Genomic DNA, 21,265 nt, shown 5'->3' with positions numbered 1-21,265 from the left:
ATTCGGGCGCAAGTGGAGCGTGGTGACTGCGGGACCGCGCTGCTTTGGAGCGGCGTGGGTGTCGCGCTGGAGGCGCTCAAATCTCACCCCTTCACCCCGCACCCCCAACCGTCCCGCCCACCGCGGCGCTCAGCTCGTGCGCGGCGGCCATGACGGCGGCGCTCAACCGGGCGATCTCCTCCCGCGCCACCCGGCTCGTGGGACCAGAGACGGAGATCCCGGCCACCGCCTCGCCGGTCATGTCGAAGACCGGCGCCGCGATGCAGCGCATGCCGGCGTTTTTCTCCTCGTCGTCCACCGCGTAGCCCCGGGCGCGGATCTCGGCGAGGTCGGCCCGCAGCGCCTCGGGCGCGGTGATCGTCCGGCCGGTGAAGGCCCCGAGACCGCCCTCGGCCAGCCGCCTATCGAGCCGCGCGGCATCCATATGCGCCAGGAGCGCCTTGCCGATCCCAGAGGCATGCATCGGCGAAAGCGTGCCCGGCGGGAAGAAGGCGCGGATGCTGGCATGGGTCTCGACCTGGCTCAGGAAGAGCACGGAGCCTTCGCGCTCGACCCCGAGGTTGGCGGTCTCGCCCGTGGTCTCCATCAGCTTGCGCAGCACCGGGCGGGCGCGGTCGACCAGGCTGGTGCGGCGCAGGAAGCGCGCGCCGATCACGAAAGCGCGCGGGCCGATGTGCCAGAGCTGCTCCTCGGCGTCGAACTCCACCAGCCCGCGCCCCTCGAGGGTGATCAGGATGCGGTAGACCGTGGCCGGCGACTGGCTCATCTCGGCGGCGATCACGGTCAGCGCCTTGCCCTGGGCCTCGCTCAGGAATTCGAAGACCTCCATCGCCCGATCGAGCGACTTGATGACGTTCTGATCGGTCTTGTCGTCCCAGTGGCGCGGACGTCCGCGGGCCCGCCGGGTGCCGGTCTTCGGGTTCTCCATGACACACCTTCGCATTTCCCTGAAAAACGCCCCCACGATATGAAAAACGCAACCCCCTGACAACGGGCGAAAAATCCAGCCGCCTGCATTTCTGAAAAATGGTTTTAAAAAAATTTCCCCGAGGCGCGCCCCGGCGTATCCTGTCTGCATCGACGGAGGGAGTCACCGATGAGCTTTCAGAATCCGGTTTTCATTCCGGGGCCGACCAATATCCCCGAACGGCTGCGCAAGGCCTGCGACATGCCGACGATCGACCACCGCTCGCCGCTCTTCGGCGAGATCCTGCACCCCGCCCGCGCGGGTGTGCGGCGGATCCTGAAGAGCGACAGCGCCGAGGTCTTCATCTTCCCCGCCACCGGCACCGGCGGCTGGGAGACGGCGCTGAGCAACACGCTCTCGCCCGGCGACAAGGTGCTGGCGGCGCGGAACGGCATGTTCAGCCACCGCTGGATCGACATGTGCCAGCGCCACGGGCTCGAGGTCGAGATCGTCGAGACCCCCTGGGGCGCGGGCATCCCCGCCGACCGCTACGCAGAGATCCTGAGCGCCGACACAGGCCATGAAATCAAGGCCGTGCTGGCGACCCACAACGAGACGGCGACCGGCGTGCGCTCGGACATCGGCGCGGTGCGCCGGGCGATGGATGCGGCGGGCCACCCGGCACTTCTTTTCGTCGACGGGGTGAGCTCCATCGGCTCGATGGACTTCCGCTTCGACGACTGGGGCGTCGATGTCGCCGTCACCGGCTCGCAGAAGGGCTTCATGCTGCCCGCGGGCCTCGCGATCACCGGCTTCTCGGCGCGTGCCATGGAGGCCACCAGGACCGCCCGCCTGCCGCGCACCTTCTTCGACGTGCACGACATGGCCAAGGGCTACGCCAACAGCGCCTATCCCTATACCCCCGCCGTGGGGCTGATGAACGGGCTGAACGAGGCCTGCGGGATGCTGCTCGCCGAAGGGCTGGACAACGTCTTCGCCCGCCACCACCGCATCGCCGAGGGCGTCCGCGCCGCGGTCGCGGCCTGGGGGCTCGAGCTTTGTGCCACCTCCCCCGAGGTCTATTCCGACACCGTCAGCGCCATCCGCACGCCTGATGGCTTTGACGCCACGCGCATCGTCACCCATGCCGCCGAGACCTATGGCGTGGCCTTCGGCGTCGGCCTCGGCGAGGTCGCGGGCAAGGTCTTCCGCATCGGCCACCTCGGCAGCCTCACCGACGTGATGACGCTCTCGGGCATCGCCACGGCGGAGATGTGCATGAAGGACCTCGGGCTCGAGATCACCCTGGGCTCCGGCGTCGCGGCGGCGCAGGATTACTACCGCGGCCACCCGGCGCTGCTGCACAAGGACGCCGCCTGATGAAGGATGCCCCGATGTATATCCCGACCTACGAGGACATGCTGGCCGCGCACGACCGCATCCGCCCGCATATCCGCCGCACCCCGGTGCTGACCTCGGACCACCTGGATGATCTGACCGGCGCCAAGCTGTTCTTCAAATGCGAGAACCTGCAGGAGCCCGGCGCCTTCAAGGTGCGCGGCGCCTCGAACGCGGTCTTCGGCCTCGACGAGGACCAGGCCAGGCTGGGCGTTGCGACGCACAGCTCGGGCAACCACGCGCTCTGCCTGAGCTACGCCGCCGGACGCCGCGGCATTCCCTGCAACGTGGTCATGCCGCGCACCGCGCCCCAGGCCAAGAAGGACGCGGTGCGCCGCTACGGCGGTAAGGTCACCGAATGCGAGCCCTCGACCTCCTCGCGCGAGGAGGTCTTCGCCCGCGTCCAGCAGGAGACCGGCGGCGAGTTCGTGCATCCCTACAACGACCCGCGCGTGATCGCCGGCCAGGGCACCTGCTCGAAGGAGCTGATGGAACAGACCGAGGGGCTCGACGTCGTCACCGCGCCGATCGGCGGCGGCGGCATGATTTCGGGCACCTGCCTGACGCTCTCGACCCTGGCGCCCGAAGTGCAGATCATCGCCGCCGAGCCCGAACAGGCCGACGACGCGATGCGCAGCTTCAAGGCCGGGCATATCATCGCCGACGACGCGCCCGAGACCATCGCCGACGGGCTGAAGGTGCCGCTCAAGGACCTGACTTGGCACTTCGTGTCGAACCACGTGAGCGACATCCTCACCGCCTCCGAGGAAGAGATCGTCGAGGCCATGAAGATCACCTGGAAATACCTGCGGATCGTCATGGAGCCCTCCTGCGCGGTGCCCCTGGCGGTGATCTTGAAGAACCGCGAACGCTTCGCCGGCAAGCGCGTCGGCGTGGTCGTGACCGGCGGCAATGTCGACCTCGACCGCCTGCCCTGGATGGCGGGCTGACCCCCTTTTCCCTCGCGGGGGGCCGGGCCGCGCGCCCGGGCCCCGCGCAAACCGAGACAGACCTGACAACAGGAGACGCCCCATGAACGCCCCCCTCTCGCTTTCCGACCTCGAGGTCGGTTTCGACGTCCCCGCCCTGCCCGGCATGTCGGCGGACGAGATCCAGACCCCCTGCCTGGTGCTCGACCTCGACGCGCTCGAGCGCAACATCAAGAAGATGGGCGACTACGCCCGCGCCCATGGCATGCGCCACCGGGTGCACGGCAAGATGCATAAATCCGTCGACGTGGCGAAGCTCCAGGTCGAGCTGGGTGGCGCCTGCGGGGTCTGCTGCCAGAAAGTCTCCGAGGCCGAGGTCTTCGCCCGGGGCGGGATCACCGACGTGCTGGTCTCGAACCAGGTGCGCGACCCGCAGAAGATCGACCGTCTGGCGCGGATGCCGAAGCTCGGCGCGCGGACGATCTGCTGCGTCGACGACCTGGCCAATGTGGCCGAGCTTTCGGCCGCGGCCGAGAAACACGGCACCGAGATCGAATGCCTGGTCGAGATCGACTGCGGCGCGGGCCGCTGCGGCGTCACCACCACGCCGGCGGTGATCGAGATCGCCGAGGCCATCGACGCCGCGCCGGGGCTGAAGTTCGCCGGCATCCAGGCCTACCAGGGCGCCATGCAGCACCTCGACAGCTACGAGGACCGCAAGGCCAAGATCGACGTGGCGGTCGCCATGGTGAAGGACGCCGTGGACGGGCTGAAGGACAAGGGCCTCACCTGCGACATCGTCGGTGGCGGCGGCACCGGGTCTTATTATTTCGAGAGCAACTCGGGCGTCTACAACGAGCTGCAATGCGGCTCCTACGCCTTCATGGACGCCGACTATGGCCGCATCCTCGACGCCGAGGGCAAGCGCATCGACCAGGGCGAATGGGAGAACGCGATGTTCCTCCTGACCCAGGTGATGAGCCACGCCAAGGCGGAGAAGGCGATCTGCGACGCGGGCCTCAAGGCGCAATCGGTCGACAGCGGGTTGCCGGTGATCTTCGGCCGCACGGATGTGGAATACGTGAAATGCTCGGACGAACACGGGGTGATCGCCGACCCCGAGGGCGTCCTCAAGGTCGGAGAGAAGCTGCGCCTGGTGCCCGGCCACTGCGACCCGACCGCCAATGTGCACGACTGGTATGTCGGCGTGCGGGGCGGCAAGGTCGAGACGCTCTGGCCGGTCTCGGCGCGCGGCAAGGCCTACTGAGGCCCCCGCGCATCCTGGAGGGCCCGGCCCGCGAGGGGCCGGGAAGCCGTCCGCGTCGTATGCCCGCCCTCCGGCGGTGGCGCGCGGACGCACGAATTTCGGACGGAGGACAGACATGCTGATCGTGCCCGAGCGCGAGATCGCCGACCTGATGACCCGCGAGGCGGCCTTTGACGCCGTCGAAGCGGTCTTCGCCGCCATGGCCGCGGGCCAGGCCTACAACTTCCCCGTGGTGCGCGAGGCCCTGGGCCACGAGGACGCACTTTATGGCTTCAAGGGCGGGTTCGACCGCTCGGGGCTGACGCTGGGGCTGAAGGCCGGGGGCTACTGGCCGAACAACCTCGAGACGAAGGGGATCATCAACCACCAGTCGACGGTCTTCCTCTTCGATCCCGACACCGGGCGGCCCCGGGCCATGGTCGGGGGCAACCTGCTGACCGCGCTGCGGACGGCGGCGGCCTCGGCGGTCTCGATCCGGCACCTGGCGCGGCGCGACGCGCGGGTCCTGGGCATGATCGGCGCGGGCCACCAGGCGAAGTTCCAGCTGCGCGCGGCGCTCGAACAGCGCGCCTTCGAGAAGGTGATCGGCTGGAACCTGCACCCCGAGATGCTGCCCGGCCTCGAAGAGGTCGCGCGCGGTGCGGGCGTGCCCTTCCAGGCGGTCGAGCTGGACGAGATGCACGCGGCTGATGTGATCGTCTCGATCACCTCCTCCTTCGCGGCGATCCTCGGGGCCGACCAGGTGGCGCCCGGCACGCATCTGGCCTGCATGGGCACCGACACCAAGGGCAAGCAGGAGGTCGACCCCGCGCTTCTCGCCCGCGCCCGGGTCTTCACCGACGAGGTGGCGCAGGCGGTGAGCCTCGGCGAGGCGCAGCACGCGGTGGCCTCAGGGCTGATCGGCGAGGGCGACATCCAGACGCTCGGCGCGGTGATCAACGGCGACGATCCCGGTCGCCGCTCGGACGAGGAGATCACGCTTTTCGACGGCACCGGGGTCGGGCTGCAGGACCTGGCCGTCGCCGCCGCCGTGGTGGACCTGGCGGTGGAGAAAGGCGTGGCGATCGAGGTGGAGGTCTGACGCGGGGGCATTCTCGCGGTTTGGAGCGAGGCGGGATGGTCGGGCGGTTGCCCGGCCGTTTTGGTGTGAGGGGGGCGGGTTTGGACGATTGCCTACCGTGGGTGTCCCGCCCATCCGTCGGCAACTCACGGTGACCTCGCGGCACCTCCCACGCCCGCCGCAGGCGCAGGGCGCGCGGCGGACCGGGGGCTGGCGCTCCCGACCTCTGAGCGATGCACTTTATGGATACCATGTTCCTCTGTCGGACGAGCGGCGCACACCGCCCACAAAAGCGCCAGACCGCCGGGCCGGTCCGGCGCGCGCCCTGCGCCTGCGGCGCGGTCCGGGCGCAGCGGGTGGTTGGGACGGCGCGACGCACTGAATGGGGTGATTGTGGTGGGGGGGCGGCCTAATGGCGGGCCCGTCCCTCTGGATGTTCAGTCGCATTTGGTTGCGGCGGACCGCAGCGGTCCTCGCTCAGGGAGCCGTGAAAGATGTCCCCGGTCCAGAAAAAGGCGGCGCACGAAGCGCCGCCTTATGTCTTAGGAGCCAAGGCGCGGGGTGCGGCGCGAGCTAGGCCGAGCGTGAGAGACCAGCACCCATTGTCTCCCCCCCCGGCCTGGACCGCCTCACCACCGCACCCCGGCGCAAGCGAGGGGCCCCAAAGGCCCCCGCCCCAAACCTCACCCGCGTTCGTCGCGGGTGAAGCTGCCGCGCGCGTGGCCGGACATGCCGCCCGAGACCTCCTCGGTGCTCTCACCGGACAGCTCCTCGGGCAGCACCAGGTTCAGCACGATGGCGATCAGCGCCGCGGGCAGGATGCCCGAGGTCGCCAGCACCTTCAGCGTGCCCGGCAGGTATTGCAGCGCGTTGGGCTCGAGCTGCAGCCCCAGGCCCAGCGACAGGGCAATCGCGAAGATCACCATGTTGCGGCGGTTCCAGGTCACGTCGGAGAGCATCGAGATGCCCGCCGCGACCACCATGCCGAACATCACGATCACACCGCCGCCCAGCACCTCGATCGGCACCGAGGAGATCACCGCGCCGATCTTCGGCACCAGCCCGCAGGCGATCAGGAACAAAGCCCCGATGGTCACCACGTGGCGGCTCATCACGCCGGTCATGGCGATCAGCCCGACGTTCTGGCTGAAGGAGGTGTTGGGCAGCGCCCCGAAAAGCCCCGAGATCGCGGTGCCGAAACCGTCGGCATAGGTCGCGCCCTGGATCTCGCGGTCGGTGGCCTCGCGGCCCGCGCCGCCCTTGGTGATGCCCGAGACGTCACCCACCGTCTCGACCGCCGAGACGAAGGCCATGAGGCAGAAGCCCAGGATCGCCGCGACCGAGAACTCGAGCCCGAAGTGCAGCGGATCGGGCAGCGCGAAGCTCGCCGCGCGGCCGACGTTGCCGAGGTTCACCTGCCCCATGACGAAGGCGAAGGCATAGCCCGCCAGAAGCCCCAGGAGCACCGCCGAAAGCGACAGCATGCCCCGGGCGAAGAACTTCAGCGCCAGGGTCACCAGGATCACCACGCCCGCCATCGACCAGTTCAGCGCCGAGCCGTATTCCGGCGTGTCGATCGCCGGGACGCCGCCCGCGGCGTACTGGATGCCGACCTTCACGAGCGCCAGGCCGATCATGGTCACCACGAGGCCGGTCACCAGGGGCGGCAGCGCGAAGCGGATCCGCCCGATGAACAGGCCCAGCACCGCGTGGAAGAGGCCGCCCACAAGCACCCCGCCCATCAAGACCGCGATGGCGTCGACGCCCTTGCCCGCGACCAGCGGGATCATGATCGGGATGAAGGCGAAGCTCGTGCCCTGGACGATCGGCAGCCGCGCGCCCACCGGGCCCACGCCGATCGACTGGAAGAGCGTGGCGATGCCCGCGAAGAACATCGACATCTGGATCATGTAGATCATCTCGGGGAAGTCCGGGCTGTTCGAGCCGAAGCCGAAGCCCGCCGCGCCGCAGACGATGATCGCCGGGGTGACGTTCGAGACGAACATCGCCAGCACGTGCTGGATGCCGAGCGGCACCGCCTGTGCGATGGGCGGCGTGTAATTGGGGTCGCGCAGCTCCTCCGCGGTCCCGATGGATGCATCAGCCATGGTGTTCCCTCCCTTTGATGCGGCTGCCGGCTCCTCAACCGGCGGTTCTCGTCAGGCGACGATGCGATAAGGCGCGTCGAACCAATGTTCCTCCAGGTTGGATCCCGCGCCGATGCGGTCGACGACCGCGAAAAGCCCCGGGGCGGACAGGGGCGTCAGCACCCCGTGCCAGGTGCCCCGGTGATAGTTCACGCCCTGCCCCGGGCTGGTCAGGAAGGCCCGCGGCTGGCCCGGCGCCCCGCCTGCGTCGGGCGCCACCACCACCAGGAAGGGCGCCTGCGTCATCGGCAGGAAGGCCTGGCTGCCCTCGGGGTGGCGCTCGACCATCTCGAGGGCGAGCGGCAGCGCCCGGGGCTCGGCGTCGAAGAGGCTGATGCCCGCCCGGCCGTCCCCGAAATCGAGCCGCGCGCGGTCGTGGTGCCGCCCGCAGAGCCCCTGGTTGATCAGCTTGTCGGGCGGCCCCGCCACCTCCAATAGGTCGCCGAAGGGGGCGAAATCCGCCGCGGTCAGCGGCTCGAGGGCGATCTCGCGGCTCATGTGCCGAGCTTCTCGCGCAGGCGCAGCTCGGCGATGCGCTCGACCTGGGCGCAGGCGGTCTCGAACTCGGTGGTGCGGTCGTTGTCGAGTCGGGCGCGGAAGGCCGCCATGATCGAGGACTTGTCGTGGTCGCGCACCGCGATGATGAAGGGGAAGCCGAACTTGGCGGTATATGCGTCGTTCAGCTCGGTGAAGCTCGCGCGCTCCGCGTCGGTCAGCGCGTCGAGCCCGGCCGAGGCCTGTTCGGCGGTCGATTCGGCCGTCAGCCGCTTGGCGGCGGCGAGCTTGCCCGCAAGGTCGGGGTGCGCGGTCAGCACGCCCATGCGGCGGGCGTCGTCGGCGCTGCGGAAGATCCGCGCCAGCGCGTTGTGCACGCCCGTGGCGCTGTCATGGGCGGGGCCCAGCTCCAGCGCATGGGCGCCCTCGGCGATCCAGGCGCTGTGCTCGAAGATGCCGCCGAATTCGGCGACGAAACTCTCGCGGTCCATCTCGGAGGGGCGCACGCGGTGCTGCGGAGGATGCGCGCGCGCCCAATGCTCGGCGATCTCCTCGCGGGTGGCGAACCAGACGCCCTCCTGGGCGCGCATGTGATCGAGCGCGCGCTTCAGCGCCATGGCCCGGCCCGGACGGCCGATCAGCCGGCAGTGCAGCCCGATCGAGAGCATCTTCGGCGCGCCCGCCTCACCCTCGGCATAAAGCATGTCGAAGCTGTCCTTGAGGTAGCTTTCGAACTGCTCGCCGGTGGTGAAGCCCGCCTGGATCGCGAAGCGCATGTCGTTGCAATCCATCGTGTAGGGCAGGATCAACTGGTCCTTCCCGCCCGCCTTCACCCAATAGGGCAAGTCGTCGGCGTAACTGTCGGAGATATAGGCGAAATCGCCTTCCTCGGCGGCCAGCTCCACGGTGTTCATCGAGCACCGCCCGGTGTACCAGCCGCGCGGCGCGCGCCCGGTGACCTCTTTGTGCAGCCGGATCGCCTCGCGGATCTGGGCGCGCTCCTCCTCGGGGGGCATGTCCTTGTGTTCGACCCACTTCAGCCCGTGGCTCGCAATCTCCCAGCCGGCGGCCTGCATGGCGGCGACCTGCTCGGGCCCGCGCGCCAGCGCGGTGGCCACGCCATAGACCGTGACCGGCAGGTCCCGGAGCATCCGGTGCACGCGCCAGAACCCTGCCCGCGCGCCGTAGTCGTAGATCGTCTCCATGTTCCAGTGCCGCTGGCCCGGCCAGGGCTGGGCGCCGGTGATCTCCGACAGGAAGGCCTCCGAGGCCGCATCCCCGTGCAGGATGTTGTTCTCGCCGCCCTCTTCGTAGTTCAGCACGATCTGCACGGCGATCTTCGCGCCGCCCGGCCAGTCGGCCTTGGGCGGGGTGGCACCATATCCGGTCATGTCGCGGGGATAGCGGGTCAAATTGGCACTCCTCCGGTTTCTTGCGTTCATATGACGAAAAATGCCGCGCCATTATCAAAAAAATCTAAAAGCAGCCTTCTGGCGCCGGCGCTTGGCCTGTGCCACCTCTCCACCATAGAACGGTCGCAGCTGCGAGGAGAGACGCCGATGAGTGGATATCTGACGACCCATGTGCTCGACACCGCGCGCGGATGCCCCGCGGCGGGGCTTAGGATCGACCTCTACCGCATCGAGGGCGAGGCGCGGCGGCACCTGAAGACGCTGACCACCAATGACGACGGGCGCACGGACGAACAGATCCTGCCGGCCGCGGAGTTCGCCAAGGGCAGCTACGAGCTGGTCTTCCACGCCGGGGCCTATCTCGACGCCGCGGGCGTGCCGCCGGAAGAGCCGCGCTTTCTCGACGTGATCCCGATCCGCTTCGGCATGTCTGAGGCGGCGCATTACCACGTGCCGCTGCTGCTTTCGCCCTTCGGCTATTCGACCTATCGCGGCAGCTAAGGCGCGGGCGCGCCCGCCCCGGGCGCGCGGATCAGATCGCCGATGCGCGCGATCACGAAGTCCATGAAGAGCCGCGTCTTGGGGTCCTGCCCGCGCCGGTGGGTGTAGAGGCAGGCCATCTGGATCGGCTCGGGCGGGGTCTCGGTCACCACCGGGACCAGCGCCCCCGAGGCCAGGTGTTCGGCGATCTCGAAGACCGGCTTCATCGCGATGCCATGGCCCGCCAGCGCCCAGTCGGTCAGCACGTCCCCGTCGTCGGATTCGTAGCGCCCCGAGACCCGGAAGCGCTTCGGCCCCTCGGGGGTGGCGAGCCGCCACTGGAACTCGGTTGCGCCCGGAAAGCGCAGGTTCAGGCATTCATGCGCGCCCGAGACCAGGTCCTCGCCCTGCCGGGGCAGCCCGCGCGCGGCGATATACTCCGGCGCCGCGCAGAGCACCCGCTCCACGTCGGCGATCTTGCGGATGCGCAGGTTGCTGTCCTCGGGCTGGCCCAGGAAGAAGGCCAGGTCGAGCCCCTCGGTGGTCAGATCGACCTTGCGGTCGGTCAGCCGCAGCCGCACGCTGACCTGCGGATATTCGGCCAGGAACTCCGGCACCCGGGGCGCGATCAGCCGCCGGCCCACGCCCAGCGGCGCGGCCACGTAGAGCGAGCCGCGCGGGTTCTCGGTGATGTCCATGATCTGCGCCTCGGCGCTTTCCACAGCCGCCAGGATGTCGGTCGCACCGCGGTAGAAGGCATTGCCCTGTTCGGTCGGCGCGAGGCTGCGGGTGGTGCGCTGGAAGAGCCGCACGCCCAGGTGATCCTCGAGCTGCGAGATCCGCGCCGAGGTCACCGCCGGGGAGACGCGCAGGTCGCGCCCCGCCGCCGACATGCTGCCCAGCTCGTAGACGCGGACGAAGGTGCGGACGTTGTCGAGATAGGACATTATTCGGCAATTTTTGATGCTGCTTGGCTTTCGTCAGAAATACCAGAACAAAGAGCTTTGCACTAGGGTAACGGTGATTCCGAAGCCGAGAGGGAGCGCGCGACGATGTACGATCTGGCGATCATCTGGGGCTGGCTGGCCTTCTCGGTCCGCTGGCTGCATGTCATCACCGCCATGGCCTGGATCGGGGCCTCCTTCTATTTCATCGCGCTCGACCTCATGCTGCGCGAGGCCCCGGACCTGCCCGAGGGCGCCTCGGGCGAGGAATGGGAGGTGCATGGCGGCGGCTTCTACCACACCACCAAGTATCTCGTGGCCCCCGACCGGCTGCCCGAGCACCTGACCTGGCACAAGTGGCAGAGCTACACGACCTGGCTGTCCGGCGCGGCGCTTCTGATGATCGTCTACTGGGTCGGCGGCGAGCTGTTCCTGCTCGATCCCGGCAAGGTGGACCTCGCGCTCTGGCAGGGGGTGCTGATCTCGGGCGGCTCGCTGACCATCGGCTGGCTGGCCTATGACGCGCTCTGCAAGTCGCGGCTCGGCGAGACGCCGACGGCGCTGATGCTGATCCTCTTCGCGATCCTGGTGGTCATGGCCTGGGGCTACGACCAGGTCTTCACCGGCCGCGCGGCGCTGCTGCATCTCGGTGCCTTCACCGCGACGATCATGACGGCCAATGTCTTCTTCATCATCATGCCGAACCAGCGCATCGTGGTCGCCGACCTCAAGGCCGGCCGCAAGCCCGATCCGAAATACGGCAAGATTGCCAAGCTGCGCTCGACCCACAACAACTACCTGACCCTGCCGGTGGTCTTCCTGATGCTGTCGAACCACTACCCGCTGGCCTTCGGCACCGAATACGCCTGGGTGATCGCCTCGCTGATCTTCCTGACCGGGGTGACCATCCGGCATTACTTCAACACCATGCATGCCACCGGGCGGGGGCCGCATTGGACCTGGGGCGTGACGGTCTTGATCATGCTGGTGATCGCCTGGCTCTCGACCGTGCCCGGGGGCGAGAGCTACGAGGAGGCGCAGGCCCGGCCGCTCAGCGCCGCCGAGGCGCAGTTTGCCGAGGCCGAGGGCTTCGAGGCGGCCTATTTCGCCGTCATCGGCAATTGCTCCATGTGCCACGCCCGCGAGCCCTCCTGGGAGGGGATGCACTGGCCGCCCAAGGGCGTGGTGCTGGAGACCGAGGGCGATGTCGCCCGCCACGCCCAGGAGGTCTACCTCCAGGCCGGGCGCAGCCACGCCATGCCGCCCCCGGGCGCCTTCGCGATGTCCGAGGAGGCGCGCGCGGAGATCGTCACCTGGTACCGCGCGGCGACGGGAGGCTGAGCGCGGGGCGGGGTTGGTTTTTAACGCGAGTTTTGCGTGAGGCGTTGGAGGGCACTGGCTGGGGTGCCCTTTTTTGTCTTCGCGGCGGAGGTCTTTCTGCGGGTGGCTCGGGTTTAGCCGAGCTTTGCAGAGGCCCAGTGATGCGCGTGGCTGCGCATCGGACCCCTGCCCGGACGTCGCCCGCCGTCGGGCCCGCCGCTCAGGCCAGCCCTTCCTTGCCCTGCGGCGGAAACAGCGTGTCGTAGCCCCAGGTGAAGACGAAGGCATAGCCCATGTAGAAGACAGCGAAGGACAGGTCGAGCAGCAGCGCCTGCCAGAGCGAGATCGCCAGCCACCAGGCGAAGATCGGCAGGAGCAGCACCAGGAGCGTCGCCTCGAATAGCGCCGCATGCAGGATCCGCAGCGGCAGCGTCTTATGAAGGTCCCCGCGCCAGCGCTTCAGCGCATGGTCGAAGCCCAGGTTGAAGAGGTAGTTCCAGGCGGTCGCCGCCGTCGCGCCCAGGAGCGCGAGCACGCCGGTCTCGGCCAGCGAATGATCGAAGATCAGCGCGAAGAGCGGGGTGACGATGGCGAGGCCGATGATCTCGAAGCTGACGGCCTGACGGATGCGGTCTGCGGTGGTGCGCATGGGGAGCGGCTCCTTCTGACTGTCGGGCCGTCCCGCCTGCGGACCCATGCGGGCCAAGCGGGGCCGTCCCCGCCTGCCGCGCAATCTGCGCTCCCCGGGGTGGGGTTTCAAGAGCGGCGGCGCGCAGGCAGGGTTTGCAGGGGTCGGGTGGCGACAACGGGTGTCGGGCGGTGGGGATTGTTCGGGGTTGAGCGGGGGATGAGCGGGGGCGTGGCTGCACCTGCGGGTGTGCTGGTGAGAGGTGGCTCGGGTGTTGGTGGCTGGAAGCTGGCGGTGACGTGGAGATGGCGCCCGCCTCGGCAAAGCCCGGTTCCCGACCTGTCACTCCAAGCACCAGAGTCCCGAAACCCGGCTGCCTACCTGTCACTCCAGGCACCAGAGTCCGAAACCCGGCTCCCTACCTGTCACTCCAGGCACCAGCGTCCCGAAACCCGGCTCCCTACGTGTCACTCCAGGCACCAGCGTCCGGACACCCGGCTCCCCCCCATCACCCTGCGCACCAGAAGGGCATGGCGAAGTCTGCTCCACCACCTATCACCCCGCCCAACAGAGGGCGCGCGCCGGACCGGGGGCCGGCGCTGCTGCCCTCCGAACGAGGCGCTTTATGGCAGCAAGTTCAGGGCTAGGGTCGATCTATGCACGCCACACCAAGGAGCGCCGGCCCAAGGGGCCGGTCCGGCGCGCGCCCGGCACCTTCGGTGCTATTCGGGCGCAAGAAGGGGACGGGATTATTGCGGGTCGGCGCTCCCTGACACGACGCCCCGCGTCTCTGGCGGACCCGCGTCTCCGGCAGGACCCGCATTACCGGCAGGACCCGCGTCAACGCAGGCACCCAGCACTGCAATCAATGCAAGTTCGTCTTCCCGCTCGCCTCCTGCGCCTGCGCGCGGTCGAGGAAATCCCGCGGCTCCACCGTCTCCAGCACATGCGCGCAGGCGGCCTCGAAGTCGACGCCGCTCTCCGAGGCGGAAACCTCGCGGGCCATCTCCTCGAAACCCGCGAGCCCCAGGCTCTCGGTGCCGAGGAAGACCCCGCGGGTGTTCTCCTGGGTGCTGCGGTCGACCACCAGGAAGCGCACCATCTCGGCGCGTTTCATCCGGTCGTAGGTCGGATCGGGGAACTCCGAGAGGTCGATGAACTGCTCCTGCAGGAAACCCGCCTCGCTGTCCGGGGCGACCTGCCACAGCCAGTAGCCGACGCTGCCGAAGGGCGTCGGGATGATGCCCGAGACCAGCCCGACGTTCAGCCGGTCGACCCCGGCGGCGGCCTCGGCGATGTCGGGATCGCAGGCGCAGATGATGACGCTTTCGAGCCCCTTCTCGGTGACCATCTCGTGAAAGAAGGTGGCGGTCTGCAAGCCGCCCTCGGCGTCCCAATCGTCTTCGTCACCGGGCGCGCCCTCGCCGTCGGTCTCGACCTCCTCGCCCTCGGAGATCAGCCGCGCGACGACGCTTTTCGCCGACAGCCGGCCCGCGTCGATGTCCTCCTGCAAGAAGGGCGCCATGGCGCGGCTGCCCTCCTTCACGAGTTCCAGATGGGCGTGCGGATCGGCGGTGCTGGTCAGCGAGGTGCCGAGGAACCGCGCGGTGAAGCCCGCCGCCCCGTCGCGGTCGGGCGCCCGGAAGACGCCGATGGCGATCAGGTTGTAGCCCCGCTCGAGCGCCGCGCGCAGGGTCTCGGTCCCGGCCACCAGGCTGACGATGGAGCGCGCCACCAGCTCCTCGTAGCGCAGCCCGTTCTCGGCCACGCGGTCCTTCAGGCTCTGCCAGTTGCCGCCGCCGAAGAGCGTGCCCAGGACCTGCACGTAATCCTCGCCCGCCGGCGTGTCGAAGACCGGCTCGGCGCTGGTGTCGAAGGCCGACTTGTCGATGGCGAAGGACGTGAAGTCGGTCTCGCCGAAGACGTGGATCACAAGCTGGTTGTCGAGTTCTGTCTGGGTGAGCATGGCGCCTCCGTTTGCGGGGCCTCCTCTACACCATGGCGGCGGGGAGATGCCATGGGTGCGGACCCCGAGGGGCAGAGTTGGCCACGCGGGCGCGGGATGTGAAGGGGGCCGGGGCCTTTGGGCGCGGCGGGGGTGGTGGGCTCCGACGACGGCATGCGCGACCCATCCGGGTGCGGCTTGCGCCGCGCCGGACGGCGTATTACGCTGTATGACACCGCACAACACGGGATGCACCCCATGGGCACCGCACCTTATTCGATCCGTCTCGACGACGAGCTTCGGCAATCGCTGGAGCGGGAAGCGGCGCTCGAGGATCGCCCGCCCGCGCAGCTCGCGGTCCGCGCCATCCGCGCCATGCTGGAGGCCAAGGCCACGAAACGCGCCGCCCTCGAGGCCGCGCTCCGGCAGGCCGACCAGGGACGGTTCATTTCCGCCGAAGCGATGAACGACTGGATCGACACCTGGGACACCGAGGATGAAGGGCCTGCCCCGAAGGCGGACATCACGCCCGACGAGGCATGAAGATCGTCTTCCTCGAGGATGCCGCGCGGGACATCCAGTGGTTCCGCTACTACTACGTCTCGGTCTTTCCCGAAGGCAGCGCCAAGGCCCGGGCGCATCTGAAGGCGATCCAGCAGACGCTGGCGGCCAATCCCTATGCCGGCCATCCAAGCGAGCTGCACGCCGACTTGCGCGAGCTGTCGATCCCGCGAACCCCCTTCACGCTGATCTACCGCGTGACCGCGACGCGGATCGAGATCCTGCGCCTCTGGGACAACCGGCAAGGCACCGGCTACTGAGCGCAAAAAAAGCGGCGCCCGAGTGAGCGCCGCCTTTCCGGTCAACAGGCGGGGATACCCCCGCCCCACCCGATCACATCTCGGGCATGATCACGCTGTCGATGACGTGGATCACGCCGTTCGAGGCTTCGATGTCGGCGCTGGTCACCGTCGCGCCGTCGATCATCACGCTGTCGCCGTCGATGCTGACGGTGATGCTCTCGCCCTGCACGGTCTCGGCTTCCATGCCGTCCGAGAGATCGCCCGACATCACCGCGCCCGGCACCACGTGGTAGGTCAGGATGGCGGTCAGCTGGTCGCGGTTCTCTTCCTCGAGCAGGCTCTCCACGGTGCCCTCGGGCAGCGCGGCGAAGGCCTCGTCGGTCGGGGCGAAGACGGTGAAGGGGCCCTCGCCCTCGAGCGTCTCGACCAGGCCAGCGGCCTCGATCGCGGCGGCGAGCGTGGTGAAGTTGCCGGCCTCGGCCGCGGTCTCGAGGATGGTCATCTTGTTGCCATGGGCGGCGGCGAAGGCCGCGCCGGACATGGCCACGGCGGCGGAGGCGGTCAGGGCGAGCGTCAGGTAGGTTCTGCGGAACATGAGAGTCTCCTTGTGAAATCCGAACGCGCGGCACCCGCGCATTCACAGGGGACTACGGGCGACAGCCGCGCAGGATCATGCGCGCTTTTCTGCCATGGGGCGAATGCGCCGCCTTGACTTCGCGTCGCCGCGACCCAAGCCGAGAGCTTGCGGCGGGACGAGCCAAGTTTTCGTGACATCATGTCATCGGGAGAGGGGCGCGCGGGGTGATTTTTTGGCCCGCACCACCCCGTCAGACCGCGCAGATCGCAGCCGCGCCGCGCGGGCGCAAGCCGCGCGACGGTCGCACCGGCGGCGCGCCCCGGCCCCTAGCGCAAGAGGGACCGGGGCCTGCGCAAAGCTCACGGGTCGGGCTGGCCCGGCACAGTGCGCAGATACATCACCATGGCGTCGAGGTCGGCCTCCGAGGCTTTCGCCAGGAAGCTGTAGGGCATCGGCGGCAGCATCTGCCCGCCGTCGGCGCGGCGGCCCTCGGTGATCATCACCTTCAGCTCGGCGTCCGAATAGCCCGCGAGCCCATCGGCGTGGTTGGTGATATTGGCGGCGACCGAGGTGCCCCAGGGCCCATGAAAGACGAAGCCGCCGCGCCCGAGCCCTTCGGCCAGGTCGGGGCCCTGCGGCGTCATCGGGCTGTGGCATTCCATGCAATGCGCCAGCGCCACGAGGTAGCCGCCGTAATCCACGCTGACCCCCGGCTCGGGGGCCATGACCGCCTCCACCGGCGGGCCATAGGCGGGGGGCAGCGGGATCTTGTAGTCCGAGACGCCGGGATCATGGCTGACCGCGGGCACGCTGCGCAGGTAAGCCACCACGGCAGCCAGGTCGTCGTCCGAGATGCCGCGATAGACTGCAAAGGGCATCGGCGGGCCGATGATGCTGCCGTCGGGGCGCCGGCCCTCGCGGATCGCCATGGCCAGTTCGGCGTCGCTCCACTCCGCGACGCGGCCGCCGGGCGTGATGTTGGGGGCCACGGCGGTGAACATCTCGTTCTTTTCCACCAGCCGCCCGCCCAGCGCGAGGTCGGCTTCGAAGCCCTGGGGGCCCAGAGGGGTGTGGCAGTTGCCGCAACCCATGAGCCCTTCGACAAGGTATTTGCCGCGCGCCTCGGCGCTTTCCGAGGCCGCCGGCCCGGCGAGCAGCGCCAGGCAGGCGGCCGCTGCGGCCACAGACAGTCCATGCATGTGTCTTCTCCCTATCCGCGGCGTGGACGGTTGTGTCCCCGTCCTGCGCCATGGCGAGGAGTATACCACGAAAGGTTGCGCGCGGGATGCGCGGATGCCGCGTGCCGGGCGGCGGGGCTGGGGGCAGGTCTGGCGGCCCGACGCCCGCCGGATGCAAGGCCACTACCGGACGCCTCCGCGCCCTACCCCGCGCCCTGCCCGGCCCGGCCGGACGCCCGCGCGGATCAGGCCGCCGCGCCTTCGCCCGAGAGGCCCGAAATCGCCTGGATCAGGTTGTCCTCGGTCACCTCCTCGGCGGTGAAGGTCCGCATGATCTGCCCGTTGTACATCGCCACGATGCGGTCGGAGACATGCAGCACCTCGGGCATCTCCGAGGAGATCACGATCACCGCGTAGCCCTGGGCGGCGAGGTCGCGGATCAGGTTGTGGATCTCGGACTTGGAGCCGACGTCGATGCCGCGCGTCGGCTCGTCCACGATCAGCACGTTGGGATGCATCGAGAGCCACTTGCCGATCACGATCTTCTGCTGGTTGCCGCCCGAGAGGTTGCCGACCATCTGCTTCCAGCCCGGCGTGCGGATGTCGAGCCGGTCGCGATACTGGTCGAAGATCGCCACCTCGGCGCCCTCGGCCACGAAGGGCCCGGCCTTGAGGTCCGAGACCTGCGGCAGGGTCATGTTGTCCCGGCAGTTCATGCCGAGGACCAGCCCCTGGCCCTTGCGGTCCTCGGGCACCAGGCTGATACCCCGGGCGATGGCCTCGGCGGGGGAATGGATGCGCACCTCCTCGCCGTCGAGCAGGATCTGCCCCGCCGAAGGATCACGCAGGCCAAAAAGCGTCTCGGCGATCTCGGTGCGCCCGGCGCCGACCAGCCCGTAGAAGCCCAGCACCTCGCCGCGCCGCACCTCGAAATCGATGTCGCGGAAGAGCCCGCCGCAGGAGAGCCCCCGCACCTCGATCGCGACGCCGCCCAGCTCGTGGGTGCGGGCGCTGCGCGTGAGGTCGAGCTTGCGGCCGATCATCAGGCTGGTGATCTCTTCCTCGTCGGTCGCCGCGGTGTCGAGCGTGCCGCGATACTGGCCGTCACGCAGCACGCTGATGCGGTCGGTGATCTTGAAGATCTCCTCCATGCGGTGGGAGATGTAGATGATCCCCACCCCATGGGCGCGCAGGTCCGCGATCACGTCGAAAAGCACCACCTTCTCGGCGTCGGTCAGCGAGGCCGTGGGCTCGTCGAAGATCACCGCCTTGGCGTCGACGGTCAGGGCGCGGGCGATCTCGACCATCTGCTGGTTGGCGATGGAAAGGTCGCCGACTTTGGTCTTGGCGTTGAAGCCGACCTTCAGCTTGCCGAGGATCTCGTTGGTCTGGGCCTCGAGCCGCGGCCAGTCGACCAGCCCGAAACGCTTGCGGGGCAGCTCGCCGAGGTAGATGTTCTCGGCCACGCTCAGCTCCTCGGCGAGGCTCAGCTCCTGGTGGATGAAGACGATGCCCTTGGCCTTGGCCTCGAGCGGGCTGCGCATCACCACCGGGCTTTCGCCCACGACGATCTGGCCGCTGTCGGGCTGGTGGATGCCGCCCAGGACCTTCATCAGGGTCGACTTGCCGGCGCCGTTCTCGCCCATCAGGGCATGGACCTCGCCGGGCATGACGCTGAAGGACACGCCGTCGAGCGCCCGCACCCCGGGGAAGGTCTTGACGATGCCCTCGAGCCGCAGGGCGGGGGTCTGGTCGGTCATACCTTGAGCTCCTCTTTGCCCTTGATGTTGAGCTGCCGGTCCAGGAAGAGGACCGCGATCAGGATCAGGCCGATCACCAGGTTCACCGTCTCGGTGTCGGCGCCGATATGGGCGAGGCCCTTGCGCAGAAGCTGGATCGCCAGCACCCCGCCGAGGGTCGAGATGATCGAGCCCGAGCCGCCGGTGAGCTTGGTGCCGCCGAGGACCACCGCGGTGATCACCCAGAGCTCGTAGAGCTCGCCGTCGTTGGGGTTCACCGAGCCGCTTTCGGAGTAGAAGACCACCGCCGAGAGCGCGGCGAGAAAGCCGATGATCATGAAGTTGATCATCATGTGCGGGCCGACCCTTATGCCGGCGTTCACCGCCGCCTCGCGGTTGTCGCCGATGGCATAGGCGTTGCGGCCATGCACGGTCTTGTTCATCAAAAACCAGATCGCCGCCGTCACCGCGAGCAGGAACCAGGTTGCGGTGTGCAGGCCCAGGACCTGCGCCTCGGCGAAGTCGACCAGCGTCCAGTTCAGATGGCTGGTGGGCTGCTCGCCGTTGTACATGAAGACCAGCCCGCGATAGCCGAGCATGGCGCCCAGCGTCACGATGAAGGCGTCGACCCCGGTCTTCCAGACGATCAGCCCGTTGAGCGCGCCGAGCCCCACGCCCGCGCCCAGCGCCAGGAGCCAGGCCACCGGGATCGCCCAGTCGCCGAGGCCTGCGAAGATCGGCCAGGTCATGCTGTCGAGCAGGATGATCGCGCAGATCGCGTAGATCGCGCCGACCGAGAGGTCGATGTTGCCGTTGATCATCACGATGGTCATGCCCATGGCGATGATGCCGATCGGCGCGGACTGCTTGAACAGCAGCAGCATGTTGTCGACGTCCATGAAGGCCTTGTCGCTGAGCGACATGAACTCTCCGGCGACGCTGAAGAAGATCAGCTCGAGGACGATGAAGCCCCAGATCGCGCCGCGCTTGAGGAAGGTGGACAGGGAACCCGCTTGCATAACCATTTCTCCCTTACGCGATGGGCGACCAGAGCTTGCCGCGCTTGGCCGCGATGTCGAGCCAGACCGCAAGGATGATGATGACCCAGGTGACGACGTACTGGACGTAGAACTGCAGGCCCACGAGCAGCAGGCCGTTCTGGATGAAGCCCAGGATCAACACGCCGATCACCGTCTTGAAGATCGTGCCCGAGCCGCCGAGGAGCGAGGCCCCACCGAGGATGATCGCCGCCAGCACCTCGAGCTCGAGCCCCTGGCCCACGGTGTTCTGCGAGCCGAGCGAGCGGCTGGCCTGGATCAGCCCGGCGGTGGCCACGCAGAAAGAGGACATCAGGTAGCAGATGAAGACCACCCGCGCCCGCCGGATGCCCGAGAAGGTCGCCGCGGTGCCATTGCCGCCGACGGCATAGACCTTGCGCCCGAAGGGCGTCTTGCCGAGCGTCACGCCCAGGAGCGCGGCGAGCCCCACGAAGATCAGGATCGGCACCGGGATGCCCAGCGCCTCGCCCTGGCCGAAGACCGAGAACCAGGTGCTTTCCTTGTCGGCGATGTCCATGTTCTGGCCGCCCGAATAGGTCAGCGTCAGCCCGTGGATCGCCGAGAGCATCCCCAGCGTGACGATCAGCGAATTGAGCTTCAGATAGCCCACCAGGAAGCCGATGAAGGCCCCGAGGCAGAGCGTCATGGCGAACATCGCCGGGATCGCCAGCGCCGGGCCGAGCTTGTCGTGCAGGTCCAAGACCACGATCGTGGAGAAGGACATCATCGAGCCGACCGAGAGGTCGAGGTTGCCCGAGATCACCACGAAGGTGACGCCCAGCGCCATGACCCCCAGGATCGCCGAGGACCGCATGACCCCCATGATGTTGTCGGGATCGAGAAACCGCTGATTGGCGAGGGTGAACCCCACCATGAAGACCACGAAGGCCACCAGGATGCCCTGGCGGGCCAGGAACCCGCCGATCTGCGCCTTGTTCACGCCGGACATGCGTCTCTCCCTTCCTGCGCCCCTCTGGC

At 68.5% G+C, this 21,265-nt stretch carries 20 protein-coding genes; 8 read left to right on the top strand and 12 right to left on the bottom strand.

Going from position 1 to position 21,265, the window contains the following annotated elements; all coding sequences use genetic code 11:
• Positions 1-91: 91 nt before the first annotated feature.
• A complete protein-coding gene (bhcR, locus tag ACX938_RS03050; protein WP_459429935.1) occupies positions 92-928 on the bottom strand; it encodes an HTH-type transcriptional regulator BhcR in 837 nt (278 codons plus the stop codon).
• Positions 929-1,096: 168 nt separating this feature from the next.
• On the opposite strand from bhcR, the gene bhcA reads away from it, so the two are divergent.
• From bhcA to bhcD, 4 genes are all read left to right on the top strand, one after another.
• Positions 1,097-2,287, top strand: a complete 1,191-nt coding sequence (gene bhcA, locus ACX938_RS03045) for an L-aspartate--glyoxylate aminotransferase BhcA (protein WP_459429934.1) — start codon at positions 1,097-1,099, stop codon at positions 2,285-2,287.
• The gene (gene bhcB / locus ACX938_RS03040) at positions 2,287-3,255 is read left to right on the top strand and encodes a beta-hydroxyaspartate dehydratase BhcB (RefSeq protein WP_459429933.1); all 969 of its coding nucleotides are present in this window, start codon (positions 2,287-2,289) and stop codon (positions 3,253-3,255) included. The genes bhcA and bhcB overlap by 1 nt, the downstream gene beginning before the upstream one ends.
• Positions 3,256-3,337: 82 nt before the next feature.
• Positions 3,338-4,501, top strand: a complete 1,164-nt coding sequence (gene bhcC, locus ACX938_RS03035; protein ID WP_459429932.1) for a 3-hydroxy-D-aspartate aldolase BhcC — start codon at positions 3,338-3,340, stop codon at positions 4,499-4,501.
• A 115-nt stretch (positions 4,502-4,616) separates the two neighbouring features.
• Positions 4,617-5,582: an iminosuccinate reductase BhcD gene (gene bhcD, locus ACX938_RS03030; RefSeq protein WP_459429931.1), complete on the top strand. Its 966-nt coding sequence runs from the start codon at positions 4,617-4,619 to the stop codon at positions 5,580-5,582.
• A gap of 662 nt (positions 5,583-6,244) precedes the next feature.
• On the opposite strand, the gene ACX938_RS03025 is transcribed toward bhcD, so the two are convergent.
• From ACX938_RS03025 to puuE, 3 genes are read right to left on the bottom strand one after another with little or no spacing between them, the layout of a single operon-like run.
• The gene (locus ACX938_RS03025) at positions 6,245-7,669 is read right to left on the bottom strand and encodes a uracil-xanthine permease family protein (protein ID WP_232754867.1); all 1,425 of its coding nucleotides are present in this window, start codon (positions 7,667-7,669) and stop codon (positions 6,245-6,247) included.
• Positions 7,670-7,720: 51 nt separating this feature from the next.
• Entirely contained in the window at positions 7,721-8,206 is a 486-nt protein-coding gene (locus ACX938_RS03020) for an ureidoglycolate lyase (RefSeq protein WP_459429930.1), read from the bottom strand.
• Positions 8,203-9,615 (bottom strand): allantoinase PuuE, encoded by a 1,413-nt coding sequence (gene puuE / locus ACX938_RS03015; protein WP_459429929.1) that lies wholly within the window; start codon positions 9,613-9,615, stop codon positions 8,203-8,205. The genes ACX938_RS03020 and puuE overlap by 4 nt, the downstream gene beginning before the upstream one ends.
• 147 nt (positions 9,616-9,762) lie before the next feature.
• On the opposite strand from puuE, the gene uraH reads away from it, so the two are divergent.
• A complete protein-coding gene (gene uraH / locus ACX938_RS03010; protein WP_459429928.1) occupies positions 9,763-10,116 on the top strand; it encodes a hydroxyisourate hydrolase in 354 nt (117 codons plus the stop codon).
• Here the strand turns inward: uraH and ACX938_RS03005 are convergent.
• Positions 10,113-11,042 carry a LysR family transcriptional regulator gene (locus tag ACX938_RS03005; protein ID WP_459429927.1) on the bottom strand — a complete coding sequence of 310 codons (930 nt, stop codon included), beginning with the start codon at positions 11,040-11,042 and terminating at the stop codon, positions 10,113-10,115. The two genes, uraH and ACX938_RS03005, sit on opposite strands and share 4 nt — an antisense overlap.
• 105 nt (positions 11,043-11,147) lie before the next feature.
• Between ACX938_RS03005 and ACX938_RS03000 the strand changes: the two genes are divergently transcribed.
• On the top strand, positions 11,148-12,380 hold the full coding sequence (locus ACX938_RS03000; RefSeq protein WP_459429926.1) for a urate hydroxylase PuuD: 1,233 nt from the start codon (positions 11,148-11,150) through the stop codon (positions 12,378-12,380).
• Between the two features lie 199 nt (positions 12,381-12,579).
• Here ACX938_RS03000 and ACX938_RS02995 read toward each other — a convergent pair whose 3' ends face one another.
• Together ACX938_RS02995 and ACX938_RS02990 are read right to left on the bottom strand one after the other, a co-directional pair.
• Positions 12,580-13,008 (bottom strand): PACE efflux transporter, encoded by a 429-nt coding sequence (locus tag ACX938_RS02995; RefSeq protein WP_232754861.1) that lies wholly within the window; start codon positions 13,006-13,008, stop codon positions 12,580-12,582.
• 844 nt (positions 13,009-13,852) lie between these two features.
• The gene (locus tag ACX938_RS02990; protein ID WP_459429925.1) at positions 13,853-14,953 is read right to left on the bottom strand and encodes a hypothetical protein; all 1,101 of its coding nucleotides are present in this window, start codon (positions 14,951-14,953) and stop codon (positions 13,853-13,855) included.
• 237 nt (positions 14,954-15,190) lie between these two features.
• Here ACX938_RS02990 and ACX938_RS02985 point away from each other — a divergent pair, with 237 nt between their 5' ends.
• Positions 15,191-15,475: a CopG family ribbon-helix-helix protein gene (locus ACX938_RS02985; RefSeq protein ID WP_232754859.1), complete on the top strand. Its 285-nt coding sequence runs from the start codon at positions 15,191-15,193 to the stop codon at positions 15,473-15,475.
• The gene (locus ACX938_RS02980) at positions 15,472-15,753 is read left to right on the top strand and encodes a type II toxin-antitoxin system RelE/ParE family toxin (protein WP_232754858.1); all 282 of its coding nucleotides are present in this window, start codon (positions 15,472-15,474) and stop codon (positions 15,751-15,753) included. The genes ACX938_RS02985 and ACX938_RS02980 overlap by 4 nt, the downstream gene beginning before the upstream one ends.
• Positions 15,754-15,826: 73 nt before the next feature.
• On the opposite strand, the gene ACX938_RS02975 is transcribed toward ACX938_RS02980, so the two are convergent.
• From ACX938_RS02975 to ACX938_RS02955, 5 genes are all read right to left on the bottom strand, one after another.
• Positions 15,827-16,330, bottom strand: coding sequence for a fasciclin domain-containing protein (locus tag ACX938_RS02975; protein ID WP_232754857.1), 504 nt, complete (start codon positions 16,328-16,330; stop codon positions 15,827-15,829).
• 341 nt (positions 16,331-16,671) lie between these two features.
• Complete coding sequence (locus tag ACX938_RS02970; RefSeq protein WP_459429924.1) at positions 16,672-17,511, bottom strand: c-type cytochrome; 840 nt, start codon at positions 17,509-17,511, stop codon at positions 16,672-16,674.
• Between the two features lie 224 nt (positions 17,512-17,735).
• Positions 17,736-19,250 carry a sugar ABC transporter ATP-binding protein gene (locus ACX938_RS02965; RefSeq protein WP_459429923.1) on the bottom strand — a complete coding sequence of 505 codons (1,515 nt, stop codon included), beginning with the start codon at positions 19,248-19,250 and terminating at the stop codon, positions 17,736-17,738.
• Positions 19,247-20,248 (bottom strand): ABC transporter permease, encoded by a 1,002-nt coding sequence (locus tag ACX938_RS02960; RefSeq protein WP_232754854.1) that lies wholly within the window; start codon positions 20,246-20,248, stop codon positions 19,247-19,249. The genes ACX938_RS02965 and ACX938_RS02960 overlap by 4 nt, the downstream gene beginning before the upstream one ends.
• 13 nt (positions 20,249-20,261) lie before the next feature.
• Positions 20,262-21,236: an ABC transporter permease gene (locus ACX938_RS02955; protein WP_459429922.1), complete on the bottom strand. Its 975-nt coding sequence runs from the start codon at positions 21,234-21,236 to the stop codon at positions 20,262-20,264.
• Positions 21,237-21,265: the final 29 nt, after the last annotated feature.

Source organism: Roseivivax sp., from assembly GCF_054552075.1.
The sequence above is the reverse complement of the archived record's forward strand: the minus strand, read 5'-3'. Positions and strand labels throughout refer to the sequence as shown.

Excerpts from the sequence above, each read along its gene's own strand:
- bhcR (WP_459429935.1), bottom strand. The coding sequence starts at position 928 with ATGGAGAACCCGAAGACCGGCACCCGGCGGGCCCGCGGACGTCCGCGC.
- bhcA (WP_459429934.1), top strand. The coding sequence starts at position 1,097 with ATGAGCTTTCAGAATCCGGTTTTCATTCCGGGGCCGACCAATATCCCC.
- bhcB (WP_459429933.1), top strand. The coding sequence starts at position 2,287 with ATGAAGGATGCCCCGATGTATATCCCGACCTACGAGGACATGCTGGCC.
- bhcC (WP_459429932.1), top strand. The coding sequence starts at position 3,338 with ATGAACGCCCCCCTCTCGCTTTCCGACCTCGAGGTCGGTTTCGACGTC.
- bhcD (WP_459429931.1), top strand. The coding sequence starts at position 4,617 with ATGCTGATCGTGCCCGAGCGCGAGATCGCCGACCTGATGACCCGCGAG.
- ACX938_RS03025 (WP_232754867.1), bottom strand. The coding sequence starts at position 7,669 with ATGGCTGATGCATCCATCGGGACCGCGGAGGAGCTGCGCGACCCCAAT.
- ACX938_RS03020 (WP_459429930.1), bottom strand. The coding sequence starts at position 8,206 with ATGAGCCGCGAGATCGCCCTCGAGCCGCTGACCGCGGCGGATTTCGCC.
- uraH (WP_459429928.1), top strand. The coding sequence starts at position 9,763 with ATGAGTGGATATCTGACGACCCATGTGCTCGACACCGCGCGCGGATGC.
- ACX938_RS03005 (WP_459429927.1), bottom strand. The coding sequence starts at position 11,042 with ATGTCCTATCTCGACAACGTCCGCACCTTCGTCCGCGTCTACGAGCTG.
- ACX938_RS03000 (WP_459429926.1), top strand. The coding sequence starts at position 11,148 with ATGTACGATCTGGCGATCATCTGGGGCTGGCTGGCCTTCTCGGTCCGC.
- ACX938_RS02995 (WP_232754861.1), bottom strand. The coding sequence starts at position 13,008 with ATGCGCACCACCGCAGACCGCATCCGTCAGGCCGTCAGCTTCGAGATC.
- ACX938_RS02990 (WP_459429925.1), bottom strand. The coding sequence starts at position 14,953 with ATGCTCACCCAGACAGAACTCGACAACCAGCTTGTGATCCACGTCTTC.
- ACX938_RS02985 (WP_232754859.1), top strand. The coding sequence starts at position 15,191 with ATGGGCACCGCACCTTATTCGATCCGTCTCGACGACGAGCTTCGGCAA.
- ACX938_RS02980 (WP_232754858.1), top strand. The coding sequence starts at position 15,472 with ATGAAGATCGTCTTCCTCGAGGATGCCGCGCGGGACATCCAGTGGTTC.
- ACX938_RS02975 (WP_232754857.1), bottom strand. The coding sequence starts at position 16,330 with ATGTTCCGCAGAACCTACCTGACGCTCGCCCTGACCGCCTCCGCCGCC.
- ACX938_RS02970 (WP_459429924.1), bottom strand. The coding sequence starts at position 17,511 with ATGCATGGACTGTCTGTGGCCGCAGCGGCCGCCTGCCTGGCGCTGCTC.
- ACX938_RS02965 (WP_459429923.1), bottom strand. The coding sequence starts at position 19,250 with ATGACCGACCAGACCCCCGCCCTGCGGCTCGAGGGCATCGTCAAGACC.
- ACX938_RS02960 (WP_232754854.1), bottom strand. The coding sequence starts at position 20,248 with ATGCAAGCGGGTTCCCTGTCCACCTTCCTCAAGCGCGGCGCGATCTGG.
- ACX938_RS02955 (WP_459429922.1), bottom strand. The coding sequence starts at position 21,236 with ATGTCCGGCGTGAACAAGGCGCAGATCGGCGGGTTCCTGGCCCGCCAG.